At 63.5% G+C, this 24,394-nt stretch carries 29 protein-coding genes and 1 tRNA gene; 28 read left to right on the top strand and 2 right to left on the bottom strand.

What is annotated here, in order from left to right; translation table 11 throughout:
- Positions 1–6 precede the first annotated feature (6 nt).
- From dnaG to ribD, 6 genes are all read left to right on the top strand, one after another.
- The gene (gene dnaG / locus E2K76_RS12545) at positions 7–1,911 is read left to right on the top strand and encodes a DNA primase (protein ID WP_136684656.1); all 1,905 of its coding nucleotides are present in this window, start codon (positions 7–9) and stop codon (positions 1,909–1,911) included.
- Positions 1,912–2,004: 93 nt separating this feature from the next.
- Complete coding sequence (gene rpoD, locus E2K76_RS12540; RefSeq protein ID WP_136684655.1) at positions 2,005–3,990, top strand: RNA polymerase sigma factor RpoD; 1,986 nt, start codon at positions 2,005–2,007, stop codon at positions 3,988–3,990.
- Positions 3,987–4,352, top strand: coding sequence for a hypothetical protein (locus tag E2K76_RS12535; protein ID WP_136684654.1), 366 nt, complete (start codon positions 3,987–3,989; stop codon positions 4,350–4,352). Before rpoD ends, E2K76_RS12535 begins: the two co-directional genes overlap by 4 nt.
- Positions 4,349–4,756, top strand: coding sequence for a secondary thiamine-phosphate synthase enzyme YjbQ (locus tag E2K76_RS12530; protein ID WP_136684653.1), 408 nt, complete (start codon positions 4,349–4,351; stop codon positions 4,754–4,756). The genes E2K76_RS12535 and E2K76_RS12530 overlap by 4 nt, the downstream gene beginning before the upstream one ends.
- Before the next feature lie 131 nt (positions 4,757–4,887).
- Positions 4,888–5,355 carry a transcriptional regulator NrdR gene (gene nrdR, locus E2K76_RS12525; protein ID WP_136684652.1) on the top strand — a complete coding sequence of 156 codons (468 nt, stop codon included), beginning with the start codon at positions 4,888–4,890 and terminating at the stop codon, positions 5,353–5,355.
- Positions 5,352–6,434: a bifunctional diaminohydroxyphosphoribosylaminopyrimidine deaminase/5-amino-6-(5-phosphoribosylamino)uracil reductase RibD gene (gene ribD / locus E2K76_RS12520; protein WP_342773637.1), complete on the top strand. Its 1,083-nt coding sequence runs from the start codon at positions 5,352–5,354 to the stop codon at positions 6,432–6,434. The genes nrdR and ribD overlap by 4 nt, the downstream gene beginning before the upstream one ends.
- Here ribD and E2K76_RS12515 read toward each other — a convergent pair.
- Positions 6,425–6,847 carry a VOC family protein gene (locus E2K76_RS12515; protein WP_136684651.1) on the bottom strand — a complete coding sequence of 141 codons (423 nt, stop codon included), beginning with the start codon at positions 6,845–6,847 and terminating at the stop codon, positions 6,425–6,427. The two genes, ribD and E2K76_RS12515, sit on opposite strands and share 10 nt — an antisense overlap.
- A 77-nt stretch (positions 6,848–6,924) precedes the next feature.
- On the opposite strand from E2K76_RS12515, the gene thyX reads away from it, so the two are divergent.
- Genes thyX through E2K76_RS12495 form a run of 4 tightly spaced genes read left to right on the top strand, consistent with a single transcriptional unit; the run spans position 6,925 to position 8,887 of the window.
- Positions 6,925–7,830, top strand: coding sequence for an FAD-dependent thymidylate synthase (thyX, locus tag E2K76_RS12510; protein ID WP_136684650.1), 906 nt, complete (start codon positions 6,925–6,927; stop codon positions 7,828–7,830).
- A gap of 45 nt (positions 7,831–7,875) precedes the next feature.
- Positions 7,876–8,175 carry a hypothetical protein gene (locus E2K76_RS12505; RefSeq protein WP_136684649.1) on the top strand — a complete coding sequence of 100 codons (300 nt, stop codon included), beginning with the start codon at positions 7,876–7,878 and terminating at the stop codon, positions 8,173–8,175.
- On the top strand, positions 8,166–8,573 hold the full coding sequence (locus E2K76_RS12500) for a DUF1810 domain-containing protein (protein WP_136684648.1): 408 nt from the start codon (positions 8,166–8,168) through the stop codon (positions 8,571–8,573). Before E2K76_RS12505 ends, E2K76_RS12500 begins: the two co-directional genes overlap by 10 nt.
- Positions 8,570–8,887 (top strand): arsenate reductase family protein, encoded by a 318-nt coding sequence (locus tag E2K76_RS12495; protein WP_136684647.1) that lies wholly within the window; start codon positions 8,570–8,572, stop codon positions 8,885–8,887. The genes E2K76_RS12500 and E2K76_RS12495 overlap by 4 nt, the downstream gene beginning before the upstream one ends.
- Positions 8,888–8,938: 51 nt before the next feature.
- Here E2K76_RS12495 and E2K76_RS12490 read toward each other — a convergent pair whose 3' ends face one another.
- The gene (locus tag E2K76_RS12490) at positions 8,939–9,145 is read right to left on the bottom strand and encodes a cold-shock protein (RefSeq protein ID WP_136684646.1); all 207 of its coding nucleotides are present in this window, start codon (positions 9,143–9,145) and stop codon (positions 8,939–8,941) included.
- A gap of 255 nt (positions 9,146–9,400) precedes the next feature.
- Here E2K76_RS12490 and E2K76_RS12485 point away from each other — a divergent pair.
- The 18 genes from E2K76_RS12485 (at position 9,401) to E2K76_RS12400 (ending at position 24,388) form a co-directional block, all read left to right on the top strand.
- Positions 9,401–9,490 (top strand) — tRNA-Ser (locus E2K76_RS12485).
- A gap of 333 nt (positions 9,491–9,823) precedes the next feature.
- Positions 9,824–10,189: an NADH-quinone oxidoreductase subunit A gene (locus E2K76_RS12480; RefSeq protein WP_136684645.1), complete on the top strand. Its 366-nt coding sequence runs from the start codon at positions 9,824–9,826 to the stop codon at positions 10,187–10,189.
- Positions 10,180–10,728, top strand: a complete 549-nt coding sequence (locus E2K76_RS12475) for a NuoB/complex I 20 kDa subunit family protein (protein ID WP_136684644.1) — start codon at positions 10,180–10,182, stop codon at positions 10,726–10,728. The genes E2K76_RS12480 and E2K76_RS12475 overlap by 10 nt, the downstream gene beginning before the upstream one ends.
- Before the next feature lie 10 nt (positions 10,729–10,738).
- Positions 10,739–11,338 carry an NADH-quinone oxidoreductase subunit C gene (locus E2K76_RS12470; RefSeq protein ID WP_136684643.1) on the top strand — a complete coding sequence of 200 codons (600 nt, stop codon included), beginning with the start codon at positions 10,739–10,741 and terminating at the stop codon, positions 11,336–11,338.
- Positions 11,339–11,340: 2 nt separating this feature from the next.
- Entirely contained in the window at positions 11,341–12,549 is a 1,209-nt protein-coding gene (locus tag E2K76_RS12465) for an NADH-quinone oxidoreductase subunit D (protein ID WP_136684642.1), read from the top strand.
- Positions 12,549–13,478, top strand: coding sequence for an NADH-quinone oxidoreductase subunit NuoE (gene nuoE / locus E2K76_RS12460; RefSeq protein ID WP_136684641.1), 930 nt, complete (start codon positions 12,549–12,551; stop codon positions 13,476–13,478). The genes E2K76_RS12465 and nuoE overlap by 1 nt, the downstream gene beginning before the upstream one ends.
- A complete protein-coding gene (locus tag E2K76_RS12455) occupies positions 13,475–13,705 on the top strand; it encodes a DUF5337 domain-containing protein (RefSeq protein ID WP_281280735.1) in 231 nt (76 codons plus the stop codon). The genes nuoE and E2K76_RS12455 overlap by 4 nt, the downstream gene beginning before the upstream one ends.
- Positions 13,706–13,714: 9 nt before the next feature.
- Positions 13,715–15,010 (top strand): NADH-quinone oxidoreductase subunit NuoF, encoded by a 1,296-nt coding sequence (gene nuoF, locus E2K76_RS12450; protein WP_136684640.1) that lies wholly within the window; start codon positions 13,715–13,717, stop codon positions 15,008–15,010.
- 4 nt (positions 15,011–15,014) lie between these two features.
- On the top strand, positions 15,015–15,323 hold the full coding sequence (locus E2K76_RS12445) for a hypothetical protein (protein WP_136684639.1): 309 nt from the start codon (positions 15,015–15,017) through the stop codon (positions 15,321–15,323).
- A 45-nt stretch (positions 15,324–15,368) separates the two neighbouring features.
- Positions 15,369–17,360, top strand: a complete 1,992-nt coding sequence (gene nuoG / locus E2K76_RS12440; protein ID WP_136684638.1) for an NADH-quinone oxidoreductase subunit NuoG — start codon at positions 15,369–15,371, stop codon at positions 17,358–17,360.
- Positions 17,361–17,365: 5 nt separating this feature from the next.
- Positions 17,366–17,749, top strand: coding sequence for a hypothetical protein (locus E2K76_RS12435; RefSeq protein ID WP_136684637.1), 384 nt, complete (start codon positions 17,366–17,368; stop codon positions 17,747–17,749).
- A 24-nt stretch (positions 17,750–17,773) separates the two neighbouring features.
- A complete protein-coding gene (gene nuoH, locus E2K76_RS12430) occupies positions 17,774–18,811 on the top strand; it encodes an NADH-quinone oxidoreductase subunit NuoH (RefSeq protein ID WP_136684636.1) in 1,038 nt (345 codons plus the stop codon).
- A 2-nt stretch (positions 18,812–18,813) separates the two neighbouring features.
- Positions 18,814–19,311 (top strand): NADH-quinone oxidoreductase subunit NuoI, encoded by a 498-nt coding sequence (gene nuoI / locus E2K76_RS12425; RefSeq protein WP_136684635.1) that lies wholly within the window; start codon positions 18,814–18,816, stop codon positions 19,309–19,311.
- On the top strand, positions 19,308–19,718 hold the full coding sequence (locus E2K76_RS12420; protein ID WP_136684634.1) for a carboxymuconolactone decarboxylase family protein: 411 nt from the start codon (positions 19,308–19,310) through the stop codon (positions 19,716–19,718). The genes nuoI and E2K76_RS12420 overlap by 4 nt, the downstream gene beginning before the upstream one ends.
- Positions 19,715–20,329, top strand: coding sequence for an NADH-quinone oxidoreductase subunit J (locus E2K76_RS12415; RefSeq protein WP_136684633.1), 615 nt, complete (start codon positions 19,715–19,717; stop codon positions 20,327–20,329). Before E2K76_RS12420 ends, E2K76_RS12415 begins: the two co-directional genes overlap by 4 nt.
- A 108-nt stretch (positions 20,330–20,437) precedes the next feature.
- Positions 20,438–20,743: an NADH-quinone oxidoreductase subunit NuoK gene (nuoK, locus tag E2K76_RS12410; RefSeq protein WP_136684632.1), complete on the top strand. Its 306-nt coding sequence runs from the start codon at positions 20,438–20,440 to the stop codon at positions 20,741–20,743.
- A 4-nt stretch (positions 20,744–20,747) separates the two neighbouring features.
- Complete coding sequence (nuoL, locus tag E2K76_RS12405; protein ID WP_136684631.1) at positions 20,748–22,847, top strand: NADH-quinone oxidoreductase subunit L; 2,100 nt, start codon at positions 20,748–20,750, stop codon at positions 22,845–22,847.
- On the top strand, positions 22,847–24,388 hold the full coding sequence (locus E2K76_RS12400) for an NADH-quinone oxidoreductase subunit M (RefSeq protein WP_136684630.1): 1,542 nt from the start codon (positions 22,847–22,849) through the stop codon (positions 24,386–24,388). Before nuoL ends, E2K76_RS12400 begins: the two co-directional genes overlap by 1 nt.
- Positions 24,389–24,394: the final 6 nt, after the last annotated feature.

Below are 24,394 nucleotides of genomic sequence, written 5' to 3'. Positions count from 1 at the left end.
GGGCATATGTCGCTTCCGCCCAACTTCCTCGATGAACTTCGCACGCGCGTCTCGCTGTCGCAGGTGGTGGGGCGCAAGGTCGTATGGGATGCGCGCAAGTCCAATCAGGGCAAGGGCGACATGTGGGCGCCCTGTCCTTTCCATCAGGAAAAATCCGCGTCATTCCATGTGGATGACCGCAAGGGCTTCTATTACTGCTTCGGCTGCCATGCCAAGGGCGACGCGCTGAGCTTCGTGCGCGAGACGGAAAACGTCGGCTTCATGGAAGCGGTCGAAATCCTTGCGCGCGAGGCGGGAATGCCGATGCCCGCGCGCGATCCTGTCGCCGCCCAGCGGCAGGACCGCCGCAGCGAGCTGATCTCGGTCATTGAGGAGGCGGTGAAGCATTACCGCCTGATGCTGCGTTCGGGGCAGGGGGCAGCGGCGCGCGATTATCTGGCGGGGCGGAAGCTGTCGCCCGAGGCTCAGGACAGGTGGGAGATCGGCTTTGCCCCCGACACGCGGCAGGGCTTGTTTCAGGCGCTGATGGGCAAGGGGATTTCGGCGGACCTGCTGGTCGATTCGGGGCTCTGCATTCGGCCCGATGATGGCGGCACACCCTATGACCGTTTCCGCGGGCGCATCATCTTTCCGATCCGCGATGCGCGGGGGCGAGCGATTAGCCTTGGCGGGCGGGCGATGGACCCGAACGCGCGGGCGAAATACCTGAACGGGCCGGAGACGGACCTATTCGACAAGGGCCGCAACCTCTACAACCACGGCCCCGCGCGGCAGGCGGCGGGCAAGGGCCAGCCGCTGATCGTGGCCGAGGGATACATGGACACGATCGCGCTGTCCGAGGCGGGGTTCGGCGCGACGGTGGCTCCACTGGGCACCGCCATCACCGAGGATCAGCTGCGTCTGATGTGGCGCATTTCGCCCGAGCCGGTGATCGCACTGGATGGCGATGCGGCGGGCATCCGCGCGGCGCTTCGGGTGGTCGATCTGGCGCTGCCACTTTTGGAGGCGGGGAACGGGCTGCGCTTCGCCGTGCTACCGCCGGGGCAGGACCCGGACGATCTGGTCAAGGCGCAGGGGCCGCAGGGGTTTCAAAAGGTGCTGGACGCGGCGCTGCCGATGGTCACGCTGCTGTGGCGGCGCGAGACCGAGGGCAAGGTTTTCGACAGCCCCGAACGCCGCGCCGCGCTGGACAAGACGCTTTCTGCCGCCGTGGCTCGCATTGCCGATCCGACGATCCGAAAGCACTATGACGAGGCAATAAGAAGTCTTCAGCGGGAACTTACCGGCTTTCGACCAAAGCGCCAGTGGACGCCGCGCGGTGCCAAGCCCGCGCCCGTTCCGATGTCGGCCACGCGGCAGTCGATGCTGGCCTCCAGCGGCGATGTGGAGGATCTGCGCATCGCCATGATCCTTTCGGGGCTGGCCGTCCATGCCAGCCTGATCGTCTCGTTCGAAAGCGCGCTGGAGTTGATGGACCTGCGCCATCCCGACCACCGCGTGCTGCGCAGTGCGCTTTTGCGGGCGGCCCATTCCGACCAGCCCCGCCGCGTCATCGCCGAGGAGGCGGGCGAAGCCCTTGAAAGGCTGATGTCCCTGACCCATGTTCGCATCTCGCCGCCGATCCGAAACCCGGATGACGTCGATCTTGCCCGCATGTGCCTTGCCGAGGAGCTTGCCAAGCTGGAGGCGGAGCGCGGCGTGCGGATGGAGGTGGAGGAGGCGATGGAGGACCTGACCGGCCTTGCCGACGAAGGGCTGACATGGCGTCTTGCACAGGCGGCGGAGGCGAAGAATCGTGCCGGGCGATCCCGGATGGACCAAGGACTGGACCTGGGCGAAGACCGCGCAGCCATGTCGAAACACCTCGACAGCCTCATCAAGGGCGAGGTGTGGATAAAGAAAAGAGGCTGAAGCGCTTTCACCTTCTGTGATTCGCGCTATTGATTCGATAAACCGACCCCGGCGATTCGCGCTCGCCGAGGTCATTCGCGTTTAGGAGCACCCATGGCAGTCAAAGACACCGACGACGGCAAGCCCGAGGATCAGGACGCCGATACCTCGCTGGACATGAGCCAGGCTGCCGTCAAACGGATGATCGCCGACGCGCGGGAACGTGGCTACATCACCTACGAACAGCTCAATACCGTGCTGCCGCCCGAACAGGTCTCGTCCGACCAGATCGAGGACGTGATGGCCATGCTGTCCGAAATGGGCATCGAGGTGCGCGACGAGGGCGAGGGCGAGGAAGAAGGCGCGGGCGAACTGGTCGAGACGTCGAACTCGCGCGAGATCGCCGTTGCCGGGACGACGTCGGAGACGCTGGACCGCACGGACGATCCGGTGCGGATGTATCTGCGCGAGATGGGCTCGGTCGAACTGCTGTCGCGCGAGGGCGAGATCGCCATCGCCAAGCGGATCGAGGCAGGCCGCAACACGATGATCGCCGGCCTGTGCGAAAGCCCGCTGACCTTTCAGGCCATCACCATCTGGCGGGACGAGCTTCTGAACGAAGAGATCCTGCTGCGCGACGTGATCGACCTTGAGGCGACCTTCGGGCGCAACCTCGAAGGCGACGACGAGATGGAAGGCGCCGATCTGGAGGGGGTGGAGGTGTCTTCGGACGCGCCGCGCCGCCAGACCTCGGACGAGCCGGAACTGGATGCCGACGGCAACCCGCTGTCGCGCAACGACGATGACGAGGATGACGACGAGGCATCCGCCATGTCGCTGGCGGCGATGGAAGCCGCGCTGAAACCCCGCGTTCTGGAAACGCTGGAGGTGATCGCGCGCGACTATGCCACGCTGGCGGACATGCAGGACCTGCGCATGTCGGCGACGATGAATGCCGAAAAGGGGTTCTCGGCGGGCGAGGAAGCGGCCTATCAGAAGCTGCGGTCGGAAATCGTCGTGCTGGTGAACGGGCTTCACCTGCACAACAACCGGATCGAGGCGCTGATCGACCAGCTTTACGGCATCAACCGCAAGATCATGTCGATCAACTCGGGCATGGTGAAACTGGCGGATGCCGCGCGGATCAACCGCCGCGAATTCATCGACGAATATCAGGGCTACGAGCTGGACCCGACCTGGGCCGACCGGATGGCGGCGAAATCGGGCCGCGGCTGGCAGGCGCTGATGGAGAAGTCGCGCGACAAGGTCGAGGATCTGCGCAACGAGATGAGCCAGGTCGGCTCCTATGTCGGCGTGGACATCTCGGAGTTTCGCCGCATCGTCCAGCAGGTCCAGAAGGGCGAAAAGGAAGCCCGTCAGGCCAAGAAGGAAATGGTCGAGGCGAACCTGCGTCTGGTGATCTCGATCGCCAAGAAATACACGAACCGCGGTCTGCAGTTCCTCGATCTGATCCAGGAAGGCAACATCGGCCTGATGAAGGCCGTGGACAAATTCGAGTATCGTCGCGGCTACAAGTTCTCGACCTATGCGACGTGGTGGATTCGTCAGGCGATCACCCGTTCCATCGCGGATCAGGCGCGGACCATCCGTATCCCGGTCCACATGATCGAGACGATCAACAAGCTGGTCCGCACCGGCCGCCAGATGCTGCACGAGATCGGCCGCGAGCCGACGCCGGAAGAACTGGCCGAAAAGCTCCAGATGCCGCTGGAGAAGGTCCGCAAGGTGATGAAGATCGCCAAGGAGCCGATTTCGCTGGAAACGCCGATCGGCGACGAGGAAGACAGCCAGCTTGGCGACTTCATCGAGGACAAGAACGCGATCCTGCCGCTGGATTCCGCCATTCAGGAAAACCTGAAGGAAACCACGACCCGCGTTCTGGCCAGCCTCACCCCGCGCGAGGAGCGGGTTCTGCGGATGCGTTTCGGCATCGGCATGAACACCGATCACACGCTGGAAGAGGTCGGTCAGCAGTTCAGCGTCACGCGCGAACGTATCCGTCAGATCGAGGCAAAGGCGCTGCGCAAGCTGAAGCACCCGAGCCGGTCGCGCAAATTGCGGAGTTTCCTGGACCAATGAAACGCTTGGCGATCATTCTTGCCCTCGCGGCGGTCCCGGCCAACGCCTATTCCGTTCGCAGCGGGTATGACGTGAACGGGGACGCATCTTCGTTCACAGTCGAATACAAACCCGGCTCGGCCGCGCGCGAATACTGGTGCGCAGCTGGCGAGTTCGTGCAGCGCGCACTTTCGGCACCGCCGTCCACACGCATCTATCGCGTGTCGCCGCGTCCGTTGGCGCGGGGCGAGGGGATGACTTTTTCGTTGTCGCCCGAAAACGCGGTCGGCTATTCCGGCATGGCGGTCTTTCCCGACAGCGGCGATCTGTCCGCCGCATTCGCCGAAAGCTTCTGCGAAAAGACGATGCGTCCCGACTGGTGACGCGGGTCTTCACCATCCAGACCTCGGGCGCCGGGCTTTACGAGTTCACGCGCGAGGTCGCGGATTGGGTGCGGGGCGACGGGCTGTTGACGCTGTTCATCCGCCACACGTCCGCCTCGCTGTTGATACAGGAGAATGCCGACCCCGAGGTGCAGACTGACCTGGGGGCGTTTTTCGACAGGCTTGCGCCGCCCTCGGACCATCCGGCGATGTCCTATCTGACGCATACTTACGAGGGGCCAGATGACATGCCGGCCCATATCAAGGCGGCGCTGCTTCCGGTCAGCCTGTCGATCCCGGTCATGGGTGGCAAGTTGGCGCTAGGCCGCTGGCAGGGCATCTATGTCTTCGAACATCGCCGCGCCCCGCACCGCCGCGAAGTGGTTGCGCATCTGAGTCCCTGACGCCACAATCCCGATCAACATGCGGTGGGTGCGTTTTGACGCTGGCCCAGACCTGCGCTTTGTGCCTAAGGTCTGTGGATAACAGCGGGGACAACCCCTGTATCTGATTGGGACAGTTCAGGAGACGGCCGATGCGCTGCCCGTTTTGCGGAAATATCGACACGCAGGTAAAGGACAGCCGCCCGGCCGAGGATCACGTATCCATCCGCCGCCGTCGCTTCTGCCCGGCCTGCGGCGGGCGCTTCACCACTTATGAGCGGGTGCAGCTGCGCGATCTGGTCGTCATCAAATCCAGCGGCAAGCGCGAGGATTTCGACCGCAGCAAGCTGGAGCGGTCGATCCGCATCGCGATGCAGAAACGCCCGGTGGAGCCCGAACGGATCGACCAGATGATCTCCGGCATCGTGCGGCGGCTGGAATCGCTGGGCGATACCGACATCCCGTCGAAGGTGATCGGTGAGATCGTGATGGAAAGCCTCGCCCGGATCGACACGGTCGGATATGTCCGCTTCGCCAGCGTTTACAAGAACTTTCAGGCGGCAGGGGACTTTGACAAGTTCGTGGCCGAACTGCGCCCCAGCACCATAGCGGAAGAGTGAGCGACGAAATCCACATGCGTCACGCGCTGGGCCTTGCCTGGCGCGGTCTTGGGAATGTCTGGCCCAACCCGACCGTCGGCTGCGTGATCGTGGCCGGGGGCAGAGTGGTCGGGCGCGGCTGGACCCAGCCGGGCGGGCGTCCGCATGGCGAGGTGCGGGCGTTGGCGCAAGCGGGCGATCTGGCGCGCGGGGCGACCGCCTATGTCACGCTTGAACCTTGCGCCCATTATGGCAAGACGCCCCCTTGTGCCAACGCACTCGTCGCGGCGGGCGTGGCGCGGGTCGTCAGCGCCGCGACCGATCCCGACCCGCGCGTGGCGGGCAAGGGCCACGCCATCCTGCGCGATGCCGGGATCGAGGTGACCGAGGGCGTTCTGGGCGACGCCGCGCGCGAGTTGAACGCTGGTTTCCTGAAACGCATGACGCGGGGCCTGCCGCTGGTCACGCTGAAGCTGGCAACGACGCTGGACGGGCGCATCGCCACCGCCTCGGGCGAGAGTCGCTGGATCACGGGGCAGGAGGCGCGGCGTGCGGTCCACGCGATGCGGCTGACCCATGATGCGGTGATGGTGGGAGCAGGGACGGCGCTGGCCGACGATCCCGACCTGACGGTGCGCAATCTAGGCGCGCCGGGCCAGCCGCTGCGGGTGCTTCTGGACAGCAACCTGCGCCATTCGCCGCAAAGTCGGCTGGGACTGACGGCGGCACAGAACCCGGTCTGGATCTTTCACGCATCGACCGCGCCTGCCGCCGCCCGCAATGCGTGGCGCGAGGCGGGCGCAAGGCTGTTCGAATTGGGCGAGACGCAGGTGCCCCTGCGCGACGCGCTGCACGGCCTTGCCGCCGAAGGGGTCACGCGCGTGCTGAGCGAAGGCGGCGCGACCATTGCCGCGGCGCTTCTGCGCGACGATCTGGTGGACGAGCTTGCGGTCTTCTCGGCGGGGAAGATCATCGGCGGCGACGGCGTTCCGGCCATCGCGCCGTTGGCATTGGCGCATCTGGCCGAAGCGCCCCGCTTCCGCCTGCAACAGGTGCAGACGGTGGGCGGCGACATCCTGTCGCGCTGGCGTCACCAGTGACCGGTGTTTTCCATCGACTGCCACGGCTCGGCGGGGGCAAGCGAGCCGCCTTTCTGTAGCAGTTCGATCGAGATGTTGTCGGGGCTGCGCACGAAGGCCATGTGCCCGTCGCGCGGCGGGCGATTGATCGTCACGCCATTGGCCTGCAGATGGGCGCAAAGTGCATAGATGTCGTCGCATTCATAGGCCAGATGGCCGAAATGGCGGCTGTCCGAGGGCAGCCCGTCATCGCCGTCCCAGTTGTAGGTCAGCTCCACCGGCGTCTCGTGCTGACCCGGCGCGGCCATGAAGACCAGTGTGAACCGACCGCCCTCGCTGTCGCGGCGGCGGATTTCTTCCAGCCCCAGAAGCCGGAAAAAGGCGATGCTGGCGTCGAGGTCTTTCACGCGGACCATTGTGTGGAGGTATCTCATTTTCGGTTCCTTTCGCCGTTTCGCTGGGGAAGCTAACACGCTAAACGGGGATTCCCACCACCAGAACGGACCACGCCATGCCCCTTTCGCCCGAGCAGCTTGCCGAGATCGAAGCGCAGCGCAGCACCCCGCGCCAGACCCTCCGCGCGGTGGCCGAGGGGATGGAGGCGCATCTTTACAAGGCGCATCAGGTGCTGGACCACGGCTTCATCCGCGTTGTCGACTATATGGGCGACGATTCCGCCATCGTGCAGGCCGCGCGGGTCAGCTATGGCGCGGGCACCAAGCATGTGTCGAACGACGAGGGGCTGATCCGCTATCTCATGCGCCACTGGCATTCCAGCCCGTTCGAGATGTGCGAGATCAAGCTGCATGTGAAACTACCGGTCTTCGTTGCGCGGCAGTGGATTCGGCACCGGATGGCGAACGTGAACGAATATTCGGCGCGCTATTCGATCCTCGACCGGGAGTTCTATATCCCCGCGCCGGAGCAATTGGCCGCGCAAAGCCGCATCAACAACCAAGGCCGCGGCGACGTGCTGGAGGGCGAGGAAGCCGCCCGCGTGCTGGAGCTGCTGAAGTCCGATGCCGGGCGGTCCTATGACAGCTACGAATCGATGCTGAGCCAAGAAGGGCAGCAGGGTCTTGCGCGCGAACTGGCGCGGATGAACCTGCCCGCCAACATCTATACGCAATGGTATTGGAAGACGGACCTGCACAACCTGTTCCACTTCCTGCGCCTGCGTGCGGATTCCCACGCGCAATACGAGATCCGCGTCTATGCCGAGGCGATCGCCGCCTGCGTCAAAGATTGGGTGCCGCTGGCTTACGGCGCGTTCGAGGATTACCGGATGGGCGGCGTCACGCTGTCGGCGAAGGCCATCGAATGCGTGAAGCGCCGCATCGCGGGCGAGGTCGTGACGCAGGAAAACTCCGGCATGAGCAAGGGCGAGTGGCGCGAGTTCGAGGCGGTCTGGGCATAAGCTGCATGCGCGCTACGTCCTGAACGTCCCCAACGGAGGTTCTCGATGTTTCGCGCAGTTGCACTTTCCATCCTTGCCACCCCGGCACTTGCGCAGGTGCCGTCCACGATCATGGTTCCGCATTACATGGAACCCTACGTCGCTTACGTTGGTGTCGGCGGCGGCTCCTATACCGTGAACACCGTGCCCGGCTTCATCTCGGCGGCCGAGGCTGCGCGGATCATTCAACCGTTCTGCGCGGCGGATGGCACGCTTGCCCATGCCCGGGTCGAGCAGGATACGCGCCTCGTGACCGACGGCGTGACGGGCGAGATGCTGCTGTCGCGCCGGATCACGTGTCGCTGACGCGCTTCACCGACGCGCAGGAGGGTGTCTGGCCCACCGCGCTGGCCGAGTTGAAGGCAGGGCGGAAAGAGACGCATTGGATGTGGTTTGTCTTTCCGCAGCTTCGCGGGCTGGGTCGCAGCGAGCGGGCGCGCTTCTACGGCATCGCCGATCTGGCCGAGGCGCGCGCCTATCTCGCCCATCCCGTGCTCGGCCCCCGGCTGTCCGAGGCTGCGGCGGCGGTGATGGCCCATTCCGGCCCGGCGGACCGGATCATGGGGTCCATAGATGCTTTGAAGCTGCGGTCGTCCGCCACGCTTTTCGCAGCGGCAGGGGGCGGGGATGTGTTTGAACGGCTGCTCTCGCACTTCTATGATGGCCCCGACCCTGCAACCCTTTCGCTGATCGAGACATCATGATCCTTTACGGCATTTCCACCTGCGACACCTGCAAGAAAGCGCTGAAGGCGCTGGACGGACGCGCCACGTTCCGCGACGTGCGCGCCGAGCCGCTGACCGAGGCCGAGATCGCGGAATTCGTGACAGAGTTCGGCGATGCGATCGTGAACCGCCAATCGACCACTTGGCGCGGTCTGTCCGACTGGCTCAAGGCGTCGGACGCCGAGGCGCAGCTTGCCGCGCAGCCGACATTGATGAAGCGGCCGGTGATCCGCGACGGCGAGGCGCTTTATCTGGGATGGGGCGCAGACGTGCAGGCCAAGCTGGGCGTCTGAAAAGCGAACGACCCGCCGGGCAGGGCGGGTCGTTCGTTGTCTTGGCTTCGATCAGAGAAGGCGCAGATCGCCGGCCGACGCGCGGCCATCGCGGCCCGACTGCAATTCATAGCCGATCTTCTGGTTGTCGTTCAGCCCTTTCAGCCCGGCGCGTTCCACAGCCGAGATGTGGACGAACACGTCCTTGCCGCCATCGTCCGGCGCAATGAAGCCGAAGCCTTTGGTGCTGTTAAACCATTTTACGGTGCCCGTCGGCATGCCGTCTCTCCTTCATCAGTCCCCCCGCTGCGAGATTGCCACGGGACGTGCAGCCAGGTCCTCCGCGTGCTGCCTTGAATCAGGGAAGCGTCAGAACGTCTGTTGTCACGCAAAAAAGGATGCCCAAAGGAAAATGAAAATCAAGCAGGATGATGAGTGACGGCGGATGCGGCGGTTTTATTTGCAAATTGCACAGAATGAGCCCCAAATACAGGCTTGAAGCTGCCACGGGAATAAGGTTAGACACCCGCCTACGGACAGGTGGCCGAGTGGTCGAAGGCGCACGCCTGGAAAGTGTGTAGGCGGGGAACCGTCTCGAGGGTTCGAATCCCTCTCTGTCCGCCATCACCATTTCATCATCCACGAAATGCGCGGTATCAGCGTGCATTTTCATCTATGCAAGTTCGGCATGCAGATGTATGCAAACGGTGTCCGGGCAGATTCGCCGCGTCGCAGAATCGCCCTTCGGAACGACTGCGTCTTTTCCTGCGGTCCCGCCTCTCCTCCTTCGCTTTCCCTCAACGATTTCAAAGGCACTGCAGCCGACCGAAAATTCGCATTGTCAATGGTGCGGTTTGTCCAAGTCGTTCATTGACCATGGCACGGGCAGGGGATACATGGTGCGCAGCAACTTATCGCGCGTGCCGAATGAAGGCCCGCTGGCCGAAGGAGCCACTCGTGGACAATCTTCTCCGAGAGTATTTCCCGATCATCATCTTCCTCGTGATCATCGTCGCGCTTGGCCTCGTGCTGATGCTGGCGGCGGTGGTTCTGGCCGTCCGCAACCCGGATGCCGAGAAGGTGTCGGCCTACGAATGCGGGTTCAACGCCTTCGACGACGCGCGGATGAAGTTCGATGTCCGGTTCTATCTCGTCTCCATCCTCTTCATCATCTTCGACTTGGAGGTCGCGTTCCTTTTCCCGTGGGCAGTCGCCTTCGGCGATCTGTCGATGGTCGCCTTCTGGTCGATGATGGTCTTCCTCGGGGTTCTGACCGTCGGCTTCATCTATGAATGGAAGAAGGGGGCGCTGGAATGGGCGTGATCGGAAACGGGGTCCAGACGGGGGCGAACCGCGCAGGTGCCGACCCGGAATTCGCGACGCAGAAGCTGAATGCCGAACTTCAGGACAAGGGCTTCCTGCTCACCTCGACCGAGGACATCATCAACTGGGCACGCACCGGCTCGCTGCACTGGATGACCTTCGGTCTGGCCTGCTGCGCGGTGGAGATGATCCAGATGTCGATGCCGCGCTACGACATCGAACGCTTCGGCAGCGCGCCGCGCGCCTCGCCGCGCCAGTCGGACCTGATGATCGTCGCGGGCACGCTGACCAACAAGATGGCCCCGGCGCTGCGCAAGGTCTATGACCAGATGCCCGAGCCGCGTTATGTCATCTCGATGGGCAGCTGCGCCAATGGCGGCGGCTACTATCACTACAGCTATTCGGTGGTGCGGGGCTGCGACCGCGTGGTTCCGGTGGACGTCTATGTTCCCGGCTGCCCGCCCACGGCCGAGGCGCTGCTTTACGGCATTCTTCAGTTGCAGCGGAAGATCCGCCGCACCGGCACCCTGACCCGGTAAGGAGCGAGTGATGAGTGAAGCCCTGACCGAACTTGGCGCCCATATCGCCTCGCGCTGTTCCGATGCCGTCATCGGGCAGAAGATCGCCTTTGGCGAGCTGACGCTGGATGCGACCGTGGCCGGGATCGTGCCGTTGGTCGATTTCCTGAAGAACGACGCAACCTGCCGTTTCTCGACCCTGATCGACATCACGGCGGTGGACCATCCGGAACGCCCGCAGCGTTTCGAGGTCGTGTATCACTTCTTGTCGATGTATCAGAACCAGCGCATTCGCGTGAAGGTCGCCCTGCGCGAGGACGAGATGATCTCGTCGCTGGTCGCCGTTCACCCCTCGGCCAACTGGTTCGAGCGGGAGGTGTTCGACATGTTCGGCATCCTGTTCTCGGGGCACCCGGACCTGCGTCGCCTGTTGACCGATTACGGCTTCCGCGGCTATCCGCTTCGCAAGGATTTCCCGACCACCGGCTATACCGAGGTCCGCTATGACGAGGCGCAGAAGCGCGTCGTCTATGAACCGGTGAAGCTGGTGCAGGAATACCGGCAGTTCGATTTCATGAGCCCGTGGGAAGGGGCCGAATACATCCTTCCCGGCGACGAGAAAAAGGCGTGAGCATGGACGGCGGCATCAACGACGGTCTTGCGGGCGAACAGAAGATCCGCAACTTCAACATCAACTTCGGCCCGCAACACCCTGCAGCGCACGGGGTTCTTCGCCTTGTTCTGGAGCTGGACGGCGAGATCGTGGAACGCTGCGATCCGCATGTCGGACTGCTTCACCGCGGCACCGAAAAGCTGATGGAGAGCCGGACCTATCTCCAGAACCTGCCCTATTTCGACCGGCTGGATTACGTGGCGCCGATGAACCAGGAGCATTCCTGGTGTCTCGCGATCGAAAAGCTGACGGGGACGGTCGTGCCGCGCCGCGCACAGCTGATCCGCGTTTTGTTCTCGGAAATCGGCCGTCTGCTGAACCACCTGATGAACATCACGACCGGCGCGATGGATGTCGGCGCGCTGACTCCGCCACTGTGGGGCTTCACCGCGCGCGAAGAGCTGATGGTGTTCTATGAACGGGCCTGTGGGGCGCGTCTGCACGCCGCCTATTTCCGGCCCGGTGGCGTCCATCAGGACCTGCCGACCAAGCTGATCGACGATATCGACGCCTGGTGCGACAAATTCCCGACGCTGGTCGACAATATCGACGAACTGCTGACCGAGAACCGCATCTTCAAGCAGCGCACGGTCGATATCGCCGTCGTGTCGCAGCAGGACGTTCTGGACTGGGCGTTTTCCGGCGTCATGGCGCGGGGTTCGGGCATGGCGTGGGACCTGCGCCGCTCGCAGCCCTATGAATGCTATGACGAGTTCGACTTCCAGATTCCGGTCGGCAAGAACGGCGACTGCTACGACCGCTATCTTTGCCGCATGGCCGAGATGCGCGAGTCGACCAAGATCATCAAGCAATGCTGCGCCAAGCTGCGGGCCGAGCCGGGCGACGTGCTGGCACGCGGCAAGATCACCCCGCCGAAACGGGGCGAGATGAAGACCTCGATGGAAGCGCTGATCCATCACTTCAAGCTTTACACCGAAGGCTTCCACGTCCCGGCGGGCGAAGTCTATGCCGCTGTCGAGGCGCCGAAAGGTGAGTTCGGCGTCTATCTCGTGGCTGACGGGACCAACAAGCCCTATCGCGCAAAGATCCGCGCTCCGGGCTATCCGCACCTTCAGGCGATGGACTACCTTGCCAAGGGGCACCAACTTGCCGACGTCTCGGCCATCATCGCCACGATGGACATCGTGTTCGGGGAGATTGACCGCTAATGCTCCGCCGCCTGCATCCGATCCAGCCCGAAGGCTTCGCCTTCACGCCAGCGAACCTCGCATGGGCCGAAGGGCAGATCACGAAATATCCCGAGGGGCGTCAGGCCTCTGCCATCATCCCGCTTCTGTTCCGCGCACAGGAACAGGAGGGCTGGCTGTCCCGTCCCGCCATCGAACACGTCGCGGACATGCTGGGCATGGCCCGCATCCGCGCGCTGGAAGTGGCGACCTTCTACTTCATGTTCCAGCTGCAACCCGTTGGTTCAGTGGCACATATCCAGATCTGCGGCACCACCTCCTGCATGATCTGCGGTGCCGAGGAGCTGATCGCGGTCTGCAAGGAAAAGATTTCGGCCCAGCCTCACACGGTGTCGGCGGATGGCAAATTCTCGTGGGAGGAGGTCGAATGCCTCGGCTCCTGCACGAACGCGCCGATGATGCAGGTGGGCAAGGACTATTACGAAGACCTGACCCCCGAGGTTCTGCGCAATCTGATCGACCGTTTCGCCGCTGGCGAGGCGCCGCTGCCGGGGCCGCAGAACGGGCGTTACGCGTCCGAGCCGAAGGGCGGGCCGACCAGCCTGACGGATTATGTCGAGGGCCGGAACCAGTATAACGGCTCGGTCCACCTCGCGGTCGAGATCGGGGACGTGCTGAAACGCATCGACGGGACCGAGGTGCCGCTGCGCACCCCGTGGCAGCGCCAACCCGAAGTGGCCGACGTCCCGCATGAACAGCCGCGTCCCGGCGCAGGTCATCCGGTGGACGAAACCGGCGTGACCACGCAGGAAGCCCCGGTCAAACCCGCGGCCGACGTGAACCCCGGTGGCGCGGCCCCCGGCGGCACCGCGAAGGCGGAGCCTGGGCAGCCGGTGGCCGACACGGACAAGGACGACACGACGACCCAACGCGGGAAGGGTGGCGAGTGAGTAACCGCGCCCCGACCCCCGGTGAACGCAAGGATGCCGCCATGGCGCGGTTCCTCGGATTGTTCATCGCGGCGGTCATGATCCTGTGGATCGGGGCGCAATGGCTGGGTGGGCGTCTGGGCTGGGAAGCCCGTTACGCCTTCCTGTTCGATATGATCGCGATTGCTGCCTTCGTTTGGGCACTGGTCGCAACCTGGCGGATCTGGCGCAAGCGCCGGGAGAATTGAGGGCACAAGATGCTGAAGGATCAGGACCGGATCTTCACGAACCTCTACGGGATGCATGACCGCTCCCTCGCTGGTGCGCGCAAGCGTGGCCACTGGGACGGCACGGCCGGCATTCTGGCGAACGGGCGTTCGTGGATCATTGATCAGGTGAAGGCCTCGGGGCTGCGCGGTCGCGGCGGCGCTGGCTTCCCGACGGGTCTCAAATGGTCCTTCATGCCCAAGGAATCCGACGGGCGTCCGGCCTATCTGGTGGTCAACGCCGACGAATCCGAACCCGCGACCTGCAAGGACCGCGAGATCATGCGCCACGATCCGCACACGCTGATCGAAGGCTGCCTGATCGCCGGTTTCGCGATGGGCGCGGTGGCCGCATATATCTATATCCGCGGCGAATATGTGCGCGAGAAGGAGGCCCTGCAGGCCGCCATCGACGAATGCTATGACGCGGGTCTGTTGGGCAAGAACGCCGACGGCTCGGGCTATGAGTTCGACGTCTATCTCCACCACGGTGCAGGTGCCTATATCTGCGGCGAGGAAACCGCGCTGCTGGAAAGCCTTGAAGGTCGCAAGGGGATGCCGCGGATGAAGCCGCCGTTCCCGGCGGGCTCGGGTCTTTACGGCTGCCCGACCACGGTGAACAACGTGGAATCCATCGCGGTGGTGCCGACGATCCTGCGCCGCGGGGCTGATTGGTATGCCAGCTTCGGGCGTCCGAACAACACGGGCGTCAAGCTGTTCGCGATGACCGGCCATGTGAACACGCCCTGCGTCATCGAAGAAGCCATGTCGATCCCGATGCGCGAGCTGATCGAGAAGCATGGCGGCGGCGTGCGCGGCGGCTGGAAGAACCTGAAGGCCGTGATCCCCGGCGGCGCAAGCTGCCCCGTGCTGCCCGCGCATCTGTGCGAGGATGCGCTGATGGATTACGACTGGATGCGCGAGAACCGCTCCAGCTTCGGCACGGCCTGCATGATCGTGATGGATCAGTCCACCGACATCATCAAGGCGATCTGGCGTCTGACCAAGTTCTTCAAGCACGAAAGCTGCGGCCAGTGCACGCCGTGCCGCGAGGGCACCGGCTGGATGATGCGCGTGATGGACCGTCTGGTGCGCGGCGAGGCGGAGCCCGAGGAAATCGACATGCTGCTGGCCGTGACCAAGCAGGTCGAAGGCCACACGATCTGCGCGCTGGGCGACGCGGCGGCTTGGCCGATCCAGGGGCTGATCCGTCACTATCGCGAAGAAATCGAAGACCGCATCAAGGCCAAGCGCACCGGGCGCATGGGCGCGATGGCGGCGGAGTAAGGGCATGCGTGCATCGGGCATCATGGCGGTGATGGGGGCAGGGGCGGTCGCCGCCTGTGCTTCCGCGCCTGTGCCCGAGACGCTGGACTTTCCCACGCGTTTCTCGCCGGGCACCGGCCATGCGCTGACCGCCTCGGGCGCGGCGCCTTTGGTCGGGACCACGGTCGCGGTGACCGGCCCCGGATACGATCAGGGGCTGGCGGCGAAGGACCTTGCGGCACGGGCCTGCGCCTCGCGCGGGTTGGCACTGAACCCGGCGGCGGTGGGCCGCTTTGCATCCCCCGAATGGGTTTTCGCGGGGGCCTGCGCATGAATTGTTACGAAAAGGCGCCCCTGTCGGGGATGGCGGAGTAAGGCGATGAGCAACCTCAAGAAAATCATCATCGACGGGATCGAGCTTGAAGTCGACGGCGCGATGACGATCATCCAGGCAGCCGAAGTCGCAGGGGTCGAGATTCCGCGCTTCTGCTATCACGAACGGCTGACCATCGCCGGCAACTGCCGCATGTGTCTGGTCGAAGTCGTGGGCGGCCCGCCGAAGCCCGCCGCCTCCTGCGCGATGCAGGTGCGCGACCTGCGGCCCGGCCCCGAAGGCCAACCGCCGGTGGTGAAGACCAATTCGCCCATGGTGAAGAAGGCCCGCGAAGGGGTGATGGAGTTTCTGCTTATCAACCACCCGCTGGATTGCCCGATCTGCGATCAGGGCGGCGAGTGCGATTTGCAAGACCAGGCAATGGCTTACGGCGTCGATTTCAGCCGCTATCGCGAGCCGAAACGCGCGTCCGAGGATCTGGATCTGGGCCCGCTGGTCAAGACCGCGATGACGCGCTGCATCTCCTGCACGCGCTGCGTCCGCTTCACGACCGAGGTTGCGGGCATCCATCAGATGGGCCAGACCGGCCGGGGTGAGGATGCGGAGATCACCTCCTATCTGAACCAGACGCTGGATTCGAACCTGCAGGGCAACATCATCGACCTGTGCCCGGTCGGTGCGCTGACCTCGAAGCCCTATGCGTTCACCGCGCGTCCGTGGGAGCTGACGAAGACCGAAACCATCGACGTGATGGACGCTCTGGGTTCGTCGATCCGCGTGGACACCAAGGGCCGCGAAGTGATGCGCATTCTGCCGCGCAACCATGACGGCGTGAACGAGGAGTGGATCAGCGACAAGACCCGCTTCGTCTGGGACGGGTTGCGCCGCCAGCGTTTGGACACGCCCTATATCCGCGAGAACGGCCGGCTGCGCAAAGCTGGCTGGGGCGAGGCGCTGCAAGCCGCCGCCGCCGCGATGAAGGGCCGCAAGGTCACGGGTCTGGTCGGCGATCTGGCCCCCGTCGAGGCTGTGTTCGCGCTGAAAACGCTGGTCGAAGGTCTGGGCGGCCGCGTCGAATCCCGCACCGACGGCGCGCGCCTTCCGGCGGGCAACCGCTCCGCCTATGTCGGCAACGCCACGATCGAGGATATCGACAGCGCCAAGATCATCACCCTGATCGGCACCGATCCGCGGGTCGAAGCGGCCGTGCTGAACGCCCGCATCCGCAAGGCCTGGAGCATGGGCGCGACGGTCAACGTGATCGGCGCGGCCACGGATCTGACCTATGACTACACCCACCTCGGCACGGGGCGCGACACGCTGACCCGTCTGGTGCGTGACGGCTTCGACGCGGGGCTGGTGATCGTGGGGCAGGGCGCGCTGAACGAAACGGACGGCGAGGCTGTTCTGTCGCAGGCGATGGCTTTGGGTGGCAAGCTTCTGGTGCTGCACACGGCTGCGTCTCGCGTGGGTGCGCTGGACGTGGGCGCGGTCACCGACGGCGGGTTGAAAGCTGCGCTGGAGGGGGCGGAAGTCATCTACAACCTCGGCGCGGATGAGGTTGAAATCGCGCCGGGTGCCTTCGTCATCTATCAGGGCAGCCACGGCGATCGCGGTGCGCATCGGGCGGACATCATTCTGCCGGGCGCGGCCTATACCGAAGAAAACGGGCTGTTCGTGAACACCGAAGGCCGTCCGCAACTGGCGCTGCGCGCCGGTTTCGCACCGGGCGAGGCCAAGGAGAACTGGGCGATCCTGCGGGCGCTTTCGGCGGAACTGGGCGCGACGCTGCCCTTCGACAGCCTTGGCGCACTGCGCGGCAAACTGGTCGCCGCCGTCCCGCATCTGGGCCGTATCGACGAGGTTCCGGTGAACGATTGGCAGCCGCTGGACTTGCGCGAGCCGGCGAACGCCGATTTCCGCCTGGCGGTGAAGGACTTCTATCTGTCCAATCCGATCGCGCGGTCCTCGGTGCTGATGGCGGAACTGTCGGCGGGCTATGCCGCGCGCCGCACTGCGCCTTTGGCGGCGGAGTGATGCGGATGGCCGCGCTGGCTCTTTTCGCCCTTGCGGGATGCGAGGCGCACCAGCCCTCGCAAACCGGGGCCGAGGAGGCGCCGCGCGAATATCTGGGGATCGAGACCCGGATGATGGACGAGGAACTGGTCAATATCCGCATCGCCATGAAGGGCGCGCGGGGGGCTGAGGACATCGACGCCTATACCGATTGCGCGGTCGCGCAATATGCGCAGGTGAAGGGTTACGGTTTTGCGCGCAAACTGCGCACGAAGCTTTCGGAACGGGGTGGCGTATTCAACGCCGATGCGATTTACACCCTTTCGGCAGAGATGCCGCGGGGGATCAGGATCATCGAGGCCGACAAGGCAATCGCGGACTGCAAGGCGCAGTCGATACCGACGGTATGATGAAGGACGGGCTGAGGAAACATCATGGGTGACTTTCTGCAAACGGGGCTCGGCATCACGCTGCTGACAGTGCTTCAGGCGCTGGGCGTGATCGCTTTCGTCATGATCAGCCTGCTGTTCCTCGTCTATGGCGACCGCAAGATCTGGGCTGCGGTCCAGTTGCGGCGCGGCCCGAACGTGGTGGGGCCTTGGGGCATCCTGCAAACGGTGGCCGACGCGCTGAAATACGTGGTCAAGGAAATCGTGGTGCCGGCGGGCGCGGACCGTCCGGTCTTCTTCCTTGCGCCTATGCTGTCTTTCGTTTTGGCGCTGCTGGCCTGGGCGGTGATCCCGTTCTCGGACGGCTGGGTGCTGTCGAACATCAACGTCGCGATCCTTTACGTCTTCGCCATGTCCTCGCTGGAAGTTTACGGCGTGATCATGGGCGGTTGGGCGTCGAACTCGAAATACGCCTTCCTCGGCTCGCTGCGCTCGGCGGCGCAGATGATCTCGTATGAGGTGTCGATCGGTCTGATCATCATCGGCATCATCATCTCGACCGGGTCGATGAACTTCAGCGCCATCGTCGCGGCGCAGGACGGAAACCTTGGCCTGCTGAACTGGTATTGGCTGCCGCATCTGCCGATGGTCGTGCTGTTCTTCGTGTCGGCGCTGGCGGAGACCAACCGCCCGCCGTTCGACCTTCCCGAAGCGGAATCGGAACTCGTGGCCGGTTTCCAGGTCGAATATTCCTCGACCCCGTTCCTGATGTTCATGGCGGGCGAATACATCGCGATCTTCCTGATGTGCGCGCTGATGTCGCTGCTGTTCTTCGGCGGCTGGCTCTCGCCCATCCCGGGGCTGCCCGACGGCGCGTTCTGGATGGTGCTGAAGATGGCGTTCTTCTTCTTCCTGTTCGCGATGGTGAAGGCGATCGTGCCGCGTTACCGCTACGACCAGCTCATGCGGATCGGCTGGAAGGTCTTCCTTCCGCTGTCCATCGGCTGGGTCGTTCTGGTCGCGTTCCTTGCAAAGTTTGAACTGTTCGGCGGCTTCTGGGCCCGCTGGGCGATCGGAGGCTGATCATGGCGCAGAGCATCGACTGGGGCCGCGCGACCAAGTATTTCCTGATGGTCGATTTCATCAAGGGCTTCGGCCTTGGTATGAAATACTTCTTCGCGCCGAAGGAAACCGTGAACTACCCGCACGAAAAGGGGCCGCTGTCGCCCCGTTTCCGCGGCGAACACGCGCTGCGCCGCTATCCGAACGGCGAGGAGCGCTGCATCGCCTGCAAACTGTGCGAGGCGATCTGCCCCGCACAGGCGATCACCATCGACGCCGAACCGCGCGAGGATGGCAGCCGCCGCACCACGCGTTACGATATCGACATGACGAAATGCATCTATTGCGGTTTCTGCCAGGAAGCCTGCCCGGTGGACGCGATCGTCGAAGGCCCGAACTTCGAATTCTCGACCGAGACGCGCGAAGAGCTTTTCTATGACAAGGAAAAGCTGCTTGAGAACGGCGCGCGTTGGGAAGCCGAGATTGCCCGCAACCTCGAACTGGATGCACCCTACAGATGAGCGATGACCTCACCCGGATGTTCAAGGCGATGATCGAGCAGGGCCACGAGATGGCCCGCGCGTTCAACCCTGCGTTGGAGAATTTCCAGGTGAAGGGCTTCGACACCCTGTTTCCCACCATGTCCAAGGACATGATGGAGATGTGGTTCGGCAAGACGTTCAACCGCGACGGACTGGATGCCAAGACGCGGCTTCTGGTCACCGTTGCGGCGCTGACCGTTCTGGGTGCGCAGGCGGAGCCGCAGATGCGGCTGACGATCCGCCACGCGCTTGAGGCGGGCGCAAAGAAGAAGGAGATCGCCGAGGTGATCTACCAGATGAGCATGTTCGGCGGGCTTCCCGCCATGCAGAAGGCCCTGGAAATCGCCCAGAAGGTCTTCAGCGAAACCGAGGAGAAAAGCGAATGACCGTCGCTGATCTGGCATTCTATGCCTTTGCGATCGTGACCGTGGTGGCGGGTGTGCTGGTGACGATGTCGCGCAACCCTGTCCATTCGGTGCTGTGGCTGATCCTGGCCTTTCTTTCCTCGGCCGGGCTGTTCGTCCTTCTGGGGGCGGAATTCGTCGCGATGCTGCTGATCATCGTCTATGTCGGCGCCGTCGCGGTTCTGTTCCTTTTCGTCGTCATGATGCTGGACATCGACTTTGCCGAATTGAAGGGCGAGATGGCGAAATACATGCCGCTGGGCCTGTTGGTCGGGGTGATCCTGCTGATGCAGCTGTCGCTGGGTCTTGGCGCTTGGGTTCAGGCCGAAGGGGCGATGGGGCTGCGCCAGTCGGTGACGCCGGACATGGCGCAGATCGACAACACGCGCGCGCTGGGCCTGTTGATGTATGACCGTTACCTGCTGGTCTTCCAGCTGTCGGGTCTGGTGCTGCTGGTCGCGATGATCGGGGCGATCGTGCTGACGCTGCGCCACCGGACGGATGTGAAGCGCCAGAACGTGCTGCACCAGATGTGGCGCGATCCGGCCAAGACGATGGAAATGAAAGACGTGAAGCCGGGGCAGGGCCTCTGATGGATCTGGCAAGCTGGATCGCCGTGGCCTTTGCCTGCGCGATCCCGCTGCCGCTCCTGCTCGGGAAGAAAAGGAAATAGGGCCGCACGCGCGCCCGGAGGGACGACAATGGTGGGACTGGAACATTACCTTACGGTGGCGGCGGCGCTTTTCGTCGTCGGCATCTTCGGCATCTTCCTGAACCGGAAGAACGTGATCGTCATCCTGATGTCGATCGAGCTGATGCTGCTGGCGGTGAACATCAACTTCGTCGCCTTCTCCAGCTACTTGGGCGACCTGACGGGGCAGATCTTCACGATGCTGGTCCTGACGGTGGCGGCGGCCGAGGCGGCGATCGGGCTTGCGATCCTGGTCACCTTCTTCCGCAACAAGGGTTCCATCGACGTCGAAGACGTCAACGTGATGAAGGGCTGAGCCGATGGCGACGATCATCCTTTTGGCGCCGCTGGTCGGCGCGCTGATCTGCGGCTTCGGCTGGCGGTTCATCGGCGAGAAGCCTGCCCAGATCGTGGCGACCGCGCTGGTGTTCCTTGCGGCGTTCCTGTCCTGGATCGTGTTCCTGACCTTCGACGGGCAGACGCAACAGATCGTTCTGCTGCGCTGGATCGAAAGCGGCAGCCTGTCGACCGAATGGGCGATCCGTCTGGACCGTCTGACGGCGATCATGCTGATCGTGGTGAACTCGGTCTCGGCGCTCGTCCACCTCTACAGCTTCGGCTACATGGCCCATGACGACAACTGGGGCCATCACGAGCATTACAAGGCGCGCTTCTTAGCCTACCTCTCCTTCTTCACCTTCGCGATGCTGACGCTGGTGACGGCGGACAACCTCGTGCAGATGTTCTTCGGCTGGGAAGGGGTGGGGGTCGCCTCCTATCTTCTGATCGGCTTCTACTATCGCAAACCGTCCGCCAATGCCGCGGCGATGAAGGCGTTCATTGTGAACCGCGTCGGCGACTTCGGCTTCGCGCTGGGCATCTTCGCGCTGTTCTTCCTGACTGACTCGGTGCGCTTCGACGACCTGTTCGCGGCTGGCCCCGATCTGGCGCAGACGCAGCTGAGCTTCCTGTGGACCGAGTGGAATGCGGCCAACCTGATCGGCGTGCTGCTGTTCATCGGTGCGATGGGCAAATCGGCACAGCTTGGCCTGCACACCTGGCTGCCGGACGCGATGGAAGGTCCGACCCCGGTGTCCGCGCTGATCCACGCGGCGACCATGGTTACGGCAGGTGTGTTCCTCGTTTGCCGCATGTCGCCGATCTATGAATTCGCGCCGGACGCAAAGACGCTGATCGTGGTGCTTGGCGCGACGACGGCTTTCTTCGCCGCGACCGTGGGCCTCGTGCAGAACGACATCAAGCGCGTGATTGCCTATTCGACCTGTTCGCAGCTTGGCTACATGTTCGTGGCGGCGGGGACGGGGGTTTACTCGGTCGCGATGTTCCACCTGCTGACCCATGCCTTCTTCAAGGCAATGCTGTTCCTTGGCGCGGGCTCCGTCATCCATGCGATGCACCACGAGCAGGACATGCGGAACTATGGCGGTCTGCGGAAGAAAATCCCCGTGACCTTCTGGGCAATGATGATCGGCACGCTGGCCATCACCGGCGTTGGCATTCCGCTGACCCATATCGGCTTCGCGGGCTTCCTGTCCAAGGACGCCGTCATCGAGAGCGCCTATGTCGGGTCGCAATACGCCTTCTGGATGCTCGTGATCGCGGCTTTCATGACCTCGTTCTATTCGTGGCGTCTGATGTTCCTGACCTTCTACGGCAAGCCGCGGGGCGATCATCATACGCATGACCACGCGCATGAAAGCCCGAAGATCATGCTGATCCCGCTGGGCGTTCTGGCTCTGGGCGCGGTCTTCTCGGGGATGCTGTGGTATAACGTCTTCTTCGGCGAGGAAGACGAGATGCGGGCATGGTTCGGGATGGAGGCTGCGCATCACGTCAGCGCCACCGACGAACATGCACCTGCCGAAGTTGCAGGCGAGCCGGCCCCGGCGCATGAAGCTCCGGCGGAAGATCACGCTGCGGCCGAGGTTGGCGCACATATGCCGGCTCCGCAGGGCGCGCTCTATATCCACCCGGAAAACCACGTCATGCACGATGCGCATTACGTTCCGGCCTGGGTCAAGGTTTCGCCCTTCATCGCGATGATCCTTGGTCTGGCACTGGCCTTCCAGATGTATATCCGCCGCCCCGACCTGCCGGGCAAGCTGGCTGCCACGCAGAAGCCGCTTTACGACTTCCTGCTGAACAAGTGGTATTTCGACCAGCTTTACGACTTCATCTTCGTCCGTCCGACGAAATGGCTGGGCGGGTTCCTGTGGAAACGCGGTGACGGCAATGTCATCGACGGGTCCATCAACGGGATCGCCATGGGCATCATCCCGGCGCTGACGCGCCTCGCCGTCCGGGCGCAGTCCGGGTATCTGTTCCACTATGCCTTTGCCATGGTTCTGGGGATTGCGGCCCTCATCACCTGGATGACGTTCTCTGGGGGCTCGAACTAATGGAAAACCTCCTTTCCATCATCATCTTCATCCCGGCGGTTGCGGCGCTGATCCTTGCGCTGTTCCTGCGCGGAGATGATCCGGCGGCCCAGCGCAACGCCAAATGGCTGGCGCTGCTGGCCACCACGATGACCTTCCTGATCTCGATCTTCCTGATCGCGGGGTTCGATCCGTCCGATACCGGCTTCCAGTTCGTCGAGGACTACGCCTGGATCGGCGGGATGCGCTACAAGCTGGGCATCGACGGGATCTCGGTCCTGTTCGTCATGCTGACGACCGCGCTGATGCCGCTGACCATCGCTTCGTGCTGGAGCGTCGAGCATCGCGTCAAGGAATACATGATCGCCTTCCTCGTGCTGGAGACGTTCATGATCGGCGTGTTCTGCGCGCTGGATCTGGTGCTGTTCTACGTCTTCTTCGAGGCGTCGCTGATCCCGATGTTCCTGATCATCGGCATCTGGGGCGGCAAGGACCGCATCTACGCCTCGTTCAAGTTCTTCCTCTACACCTTCCTTGGCTCCGTGCTGATGCTGGTGGCGATGGTTGCGATGTATTACGATGCGGGCACCACCGATATCGTGCAACTGCTGCAACACGACTTCTCCTCCTCGACCATCGCGCTTGGCGGGATGACGATCGTGGGCGGGATGCAGACGCTGCTGTTCCTCGCCTTCTTCGCCAGCTTCGCGGTGAAGATGCCGATGTGGCCGGTTCACACATGGCTGCCCGACGCACACGTTCAGGCACCGACGGCGGGCTCGGTCATCCTGGCCGCGATCCTGCTGAAAATGGGCGGCTACGGCTTCCTGCGGTTCAGCCTGCCGATGTTTCCGGTCGGGGCGGATCAGCTGTCCACGCTGGTGCTGTGGATGTCGGCCATCGCCATCGTCTACACTTCGGTCGTGGCGTTGGCGCAGTCGGATATGAAGAAGCTGATCGCCTATTCGTCGGTCGCCCACATGGGCTATGTCACGATGGGGATCTTTGCCGCCAACCAACAGGGGATCGACGGCGCGATCTTCCAGATGATCTCGCACGGGTTCATCTCGGGGGCTCTGTTCCTGTGTGTCGGCGTGATCTATGACCGTATGCACACGCGCGACATCGACGCCTATGGCGGTCTGGTGATCCGCATGCCCGCCTATGCGCTGATCTTCATGTTCTTTACCATGGCGAACGTCGGCCTGCCGGGCACTTCGGGCTTCATCGGCGAATTCCTGACGCTCATGGGCATCTTCCAGGTGAACACCTGGGTGGCGGTCGTCGCGACCTCGGGGGTGATCTTCTCGGCGGCTTACGGGCTGTGGCTCTATCGCCGCGTGGTCTTCGGCGACCTGATCAAGGAGGCGCTGAAGTCGATCTCCGACATGACCGGACGCGAACGGGCGATCTTTGCGCCGCTGGTGTTCATGACGCTGCTACTGGGCATCTATCCCAGCCTCGTCACCGACATCATCGGGCCGTCCGTCGCGCAGTTGACCCAGAACTACCATGCCTCCCTTCCGGCTGTTGCCGCGACGGGGCAGGCCGCGCTCCATTGAGGGACG

It is taken from the genome of Falsirhodobacter xinxiangensis, from assembly GCF_004959935.1.
GTDB lineage: Bacteria > Pseudomonadota > Alphaproteobacteria > Rhodobacterales > Rhodobacteraceae > Falsirhodobacter > Falsirhodobacter xinxiangensis.
The sequence above is the reverse complement of the archived record's forward strand: the minus strand, read 5'-3'. Positions and strand labels throughout refer to the sequence as shown.